The following is a 5,286-nucleotide window of genomic DNA, read 5'->3' on the forward strand; positions in this document are numbered from 1 at the left end:
TTGTCGGTGCTTGTGACCCACTCACAAAAGCGTTCCCAGACGTTGGCGCTTTCGCGCTGCTGTAAGGTTGTTGTCATTTGTTTATGATTGCTTTATTTGGTTTTCAATGTTCGTGACGGCTTTGTGTTCCGCCATGTAAATAAACATAAAGCATATTCTCAGGTTTGTAAAGTTTTTTAACAACAGATTAACTGATGATATGTATAAGATTGACTTATAAATAGCAGGAATGGTGGATAAATGGGAAAGAATGGACAAAAACTAGGTAAAGCCTGGAAGCGCGTCGCCTTCAGGCATGGAAATATTAAGATACAGACTTCTGCTGGCTAGGTATCATAATGAGAGCCCAATAGGGAACTTCAGCGGGTTCGACATCTGCGATCGCCCGAATTCGCTGATTCGGCATAGTTGCGCGTTCTATATACAATGCTCGATCGAACTGTCCCAACTCAATCAGTACATCCCGGACTTTCGCAAAATGCCTCCCCAGCTTAATAATCACAGCCGCATCAACAACCGCCAGCCGATCGCGCAAAACCTCAGCATCCAGCGTCGCAGGCATAATACTTAACACATCGTTACGATAAGTCAGCGGCACTCCCAACGCAGCCGCACTCGCCATTGTCGAAGAAATTCCCGGCACAACTTCAGTGGTAAATCTCGCCGACAAACGGTTGAATAGATACATAAACGAGCCGTAGAGAAAAGGCTCGCCCTCACATAGCACCGCCACATCCCGCCCCTCGCTCAGATGTGCCGCAATTTTCTCGGCTGCAATATCATAATAAGGTTGAGACGATCGCGTCGGACTAAAAGGCAGCGGCATCGGAATCTCAATTTGCTCCGGGCGCAGATAATCTGCGACGATCGCCCGCGCCAGCACCTTACCATTTTCCATCGCCGGATAGGCAATCACCGGCACCGATTGCAAAATCCGATAAGCTTTCAAAGTGATCAATTCTGGATCGCCAGGGCCAATACCCAAACCGTACAATTTACCAGTAGCCTTAGTCATAAAAACCTCGCGGTAACTTGGAAACCCAGTGGCTTTAGCCCTGGGAGGAAAAGGGACACGGGATACTTTAGTATCCCGTCAACAGTCTTAAAACCCATAATTGTACCCATCCTTTTGATGAATAGGAAAACAATATTTGTGATTGATTCCTTGGATTAATCCTTGGGTTGTTGCCACATTAAAACTGCCAGATGAGCGGACAGCCACTCTGCCCGTATAAGTGCCCATCTTTTTGCCAGAAGTAACAACGGCTTTTACAATATCCCCTGTCTGGAAACCCTTAACAAACTTAAACCTAGGAACGTACCTAGAAGGGAATCCAAATTTATCCGTGCGGCACATCTGCCTTGAACCATGCCCCGTGGCTTTGATATTCAAAGGCTGATTCGCTGAAAGGGAAATTTCAGGTGTATTCCCTACGCAAGCAGCATCAAAGAAGTGGGTTTTTGGCAGTTCTAGGCGTATGCGATTGAATTTAGTCAACCCGCCAGAGCCTGTAATAATCTCTTTGCCTGTTGCTTTTAATCGATTGAATAAAGCCCATCGAGTCGAGTTAACAGCAGTGGCATCCTTCAACGGACGCTTAGCTTGTGCCACAATTTTTTTCAAAACATCGGGTTTTTTTGCTAAGAATATCTTGATGTCTTTAGTCCCTTTTTTTGTGTTACAAGGTTCGCAAGCTAAGCACAGGTTAGATATTCTATTAGTTCCGCCCGACGCTCTAGGATGAATGTGTTCAACTTGTAGCGGTACATTCTCTATGCCACAGTAAGCGCACCGCCTATCCCATTTGGCAAGAAGATACTCGCGGACTTCGTAGCCTTGCAACTCTCCTTGTTGATACTCAATCCCTGAAATCTCCGGGTTTTCCATTTTTTGTAAATCAAACCTAACCAATTCCTGAAAAATCGTCTTAACGGGTGCAAGCTTTGATAGTTTGTTGACCCAAGTTAAGGTCGTATCTACTCGGTGCTGGAGGCTGGGAGCCAACCAACCTTTGGATCTAGTTCGGTTCAAAAATCTCGCTTGGCGATACCTTGTCTGGCGACTTCTGCGGTTGCGTCGCAGAGAACGACGCGACTCTAGCAATGCCTTAATTGCTTGAGGGCGATGGGTTAATTCGGCTACCCAGATTAGATGGGAATTCAGAAGCAGAGCAAACCCCGTAACTTTTGAACCGGGGTCAATCTTTAAAGTGACAGGCTGCGGGTATTGAACTACCTTTTTTTTCAAAATTAGAGTGAAAGGATAAAGCCTAAACACTTTACATTTGCCAACCTTTAACAGTTTGCGTGCCAAAGATGGTTTGCATGGTGTTAGTGGTTTGCGGTTAGCATCTAGAACAAAAACGTAATTTGGTTGGATAGACATTGTTGTGTCCCTTCGATTTCTCGTAAAGTTCGCTTTGCCAATGTTATAAGGGCTTTTTACGCTTGCAACACTATTCCAGTGACCTTAGAATTGTTTAATTGCAAACAACAGAGCGGAAAACTAGCGTCGCATTTTCCGGTGTTTTGACCCCAACAACGTAGCCACTTAAGGCTTAGGCGGGTAAGCACGGCTTCAGCAAATAAACTGAAGCCCCGTGTCTTTAGACCGGGGTTGCTTACAATTCATCCTTTTTCGCTAACGCATTCACGGCCGCCGTTGCCATTGCACTGCCACCGCGCCGCCCGTGCAACGTAATAAATGGCACTCCCCGACTGTTGGCGGCCAGTTCGGCTTTGGATTCGGCAGCCCCCACAAATCCTACCGGGAAACCCAGAATTAAAGCCGGTTTGGGTGCTCCGGCATCCAGCATTTCCAGTAGTCGGAACAAAGCAGTCGGGGCATTGCCAATTGCCACAACCGCACCCTGCAAGTTGTCCAGCCATAAATCAAGCGCCGCAGCCGATCGAGTATTTCCTATTTGTCGCGCCAACTCCGGGATTTCGGAATGCCAGAGGGTGCAAATCACCGGATTGTCAGCGGGAAGGCGTTTGCGAGTGATACCTTCGGCCACCATCCGGGCATCGCACAGAATCGGCGCACCTGCGGAGAGGGCTTGGCGTCCGCAGGTGGCTGCACCGGGGGAAGCTGCTAAATCTGTAACAATATCGGTCATGCCGCAACTGTGAATTAGTCGCACGGCTACCGATTCTAAATCGGGCGGCAAGCTTGACAAATCTGCTTCGGCTCGAATTGTGGCAAAGGATTTTGTGTAGATTTCTGTTCCGTCTCGAATGTAGTCAATCATTGTTTAAAACTGCTATGGGAAGTTTGTGGGATTTGTGAAATAGATTTTTTGAATGAACCGCGAAGGCGCGAAGGAAGAAATATCAAGAGAGATAGAAAGAGAAATGATTACAATTTGTCAGTTTTTAGGGAATATTTTTTCACTTTCAATTCCGATTTTCGGTGCTAAAAACCTCCTGCAATTGCTCGATAGCCCACCGATCGACAAACTCACCAAATGACTCCAAAGGCTCTCGAAAGCGCTGATATACCTGCAACATTCGCTCGATCGCACCGGGCATCTCGACAGCACTCACCGCCGGAAAAATTGGTCGCCCGAAGGGCAAATCTTTTCTACCCGCATAAATGTCGTAACCTTCGATCGTCTCGTGTCCTCGCTCAATCTGAATTCCCACCAGCGTGATATCAATTGGCTGGTGCTGGGCGCAGGACTTTTGGCAACCGCTGAAATGAATGTTAATCGGCAGGTCGATCGTCAATTTTTGCGCTAAATCCCTCGCCATTGCTAGGGCGTGACTTTGAGTATCTGTCGCCGCCGACGCACAGCCGCTGCTGCCGGCACAAGCCACCAAGCACGAATCTAGGCGAGTCGCCGACGAGTGCAATCCCAAATCAGCGATTTGCTGTTTTACCTCAAAAAGCTGGGAGTTGGGGATATCAGAAATCAACAGATTTTGCCACGGCGTAAGTCTCAGGGTACCGCTTGCTAGTTTTTGGGCTAAATTTGCCAAATTCCGCAGTTGCTTTGATTCTAGCCTACCGAGAGGCAGTGCAATTCCCATGTAGGAGAAACCGGGCTGTCGCTGAGGATGAATGCCGAGATGTCGGGATTGTTCGATCGCCCTTGCAGATGAGTCGATCGAACGGGCGGGCAAGATGCCCACCCCACAAGGAAATTCACTGTTTGTGGAACAGGCATCTTGCCTGTTTTTGGGAAATGTGCAAGATGTGAATTGCCATAAAAATGGTAAATTCTGCTGTACCCTTTCTAGATAACTTTCAACACCCCAATCTGCCAGCAGGTGACGCAAACGCGGTTTTTTGCCATCAATTCGAGGTCGATTTTTTGTGTATTCAAGATAGGTGCTAGCGAGGGCGGCTAATACTGAAATACATTGCGATTCTTGGATAAAAATTCCTGTATCGCCGTTTAAATGCAGCCGAAAAACGATTTCTGATTGGGTTGAAAGCCCTTCAGCAGCTAATAAAATATCGTTGCGTAAAGCCTGGATCGAAACCGATTCCCCGCCATCCAAGCCAATACTGAACTTAGGCGAAAGTTCCGATAACTCGGAATGTGTTTGCAGGTAATCATCCCAAGCTTTGACTAGCGGGCGAGTATCCAGTAACTGCTGGCGATCGATCCCTGCTGTCGGGCTTGCCATAATATTGCGAATCGGGTCAACTTCAACGCGGCGAGACGCTATCCCCAATTCCTGCAAGCGGTTCCAGACTTCCGGGGGAATTTCCGAGTGCACTTCTCGGATTTGCAAATTTCCCCGATTCGTCACTTGCAAACAGCCGGTACTGTATTGATCTGCTAAATCGGCGATCGTCCGACACTGCTGCGCGTTTAAAATTCCCCCCGGAATCCGCATTCTCGATAAAACTCCGTCTCGGGCTTGGGAACCGTAAAATAAACCCGGACAAGTCGGCAAATCAGTCAAAGCTAACAAATAATCTCCTCCCCGTGCTACGCAGGGAATCCAAAAGTAAACGCCCACAAAGCGCCCCCGAAATCGGCATTCTGACTTTTACAGTTGCGGCACAGCGCCGGAATTGCACCGGACTTTCCCGCTTTCAGGTTTTAGAAAGGTATCACGAGCTGACCTACAGAAAGCAAAACCCTCAACTTTCTTAACAAAACTTCTGGCGATGGCGTCGGGCCCCGCAAGCTACGCCCCTGTCTCTGGTTTCATCAGCTTTCCTAATCACAGTCATCAGTTTAACTGTCGTCAAACCCCTTTACAAACCTTAACGATAGGCGTAATAATATAAACATCATCCGAACATTGACAACCAAATACAGCAATCAT

4 protein-coding genes and 1 riboswitch are annotated in these 5,286 nt (G+C 47.6%); all 4 genes read right to left on the reverse strand.

Annotated elements, in window-relative coordinates; all coding sequences use genetic code 11:
- Window positions 1-304: 304 nt before the first annotated feature.
- The 4 genes from QT987_RS29270 to cobG all read right to left on the reverse strand — a co-directional run bounded on the left by QT987_RS29270 (window position 305) and on the right by cobG (window position 4,974).
- A complete protein-coding gene (locus QT987_RS29270; RefSeq protein ID WP_333234318.1) occupies window positions 305-1,015 on the reverse strand; it encodes a precorrin-2 C(20)-methyltransferase in 711 nt (236 codons plus the stop codon).
- An 87-nt stretch (window positions 1,016-1,102) separates the two neighbouring features.
- A complete protein-coding gene (iscB, locus tag QT987_RS29275) occupies window positions 1,103-2,386 on the reverse strand; it encodes an RNA-guided endonuclease IscB (protein ID WP_333246956.1) in 1,284 nt (427 codons plus the stop codon).
- A 235-nt stretch (window positions 2,387-2,621) separates the two neighbouring features.
- The gene (locus QT987_RS29280; RefSeq protein WP_333246957.1) at window positions 2,622-3,251 is read right to left on the reverse strand and encodes a precorrin-8X methylmutase; all 630 of its coding nucleotides are present in this window, start codon (window positions 3,249-3,251) and stop codon (window positions 2,622-2,624) included.
- Between the two features lie 145 nt (window positions 3,252-3,396).
- Window positions 3,397-4,974: a precorrin-3B synthase gene (cobG, locus tag QT987_RS29285; RefSeq protein WP_333246960.1), complete on the reverse strand. Its 1,578-nt coding sequence runs from the start codon at window positions 4,972-4,974 to the stop codon at window positions 3,397-3,399.
- An 8-nt stretch (window positions 4,975-4,982) separates the two neighbouring features.
- Window positions 4,983-5,062: riboswitch (adenosylcobalamin-variant (AdoCbl-variant) riboswitch) on the reverse strand.
- Window positions 5,063-5,286 lie beyond the last annotated feature (224 nt).

Origin of the sequence: Microcoleus sp. SVA1B4 (assembly GCF_036700545.1) — a bacterium.
Classification (GTDB): Bacteria; Cyanobacteriota; Cyanobacteriia; order Cyanobacteriales; family Microcoleaceae; genus Microcoleus.

Coding starts and splice junctions, on each gene's coding strand:
- QT987_RS29270 (WP_333234318.1), bottom strand. CDS start 1,015: ATGACTAAGGCTACTGGTAAATTGTACGGTTTGGGTATTGGCCCTGGC.
- iscB (WP_333246956.1), bottom strand. CDS start 2,386: ATGTCTATCCAACCAAATTACGTTTTTGTTCTAGATGCTAACCGCAAA.
- QT987_RS29280 (WP_333246957.1), bottom strand. CDS start 3,251: ATGATTGACTACATTCGAGACGGAACAGAAATCTACACAAAATCCTTT.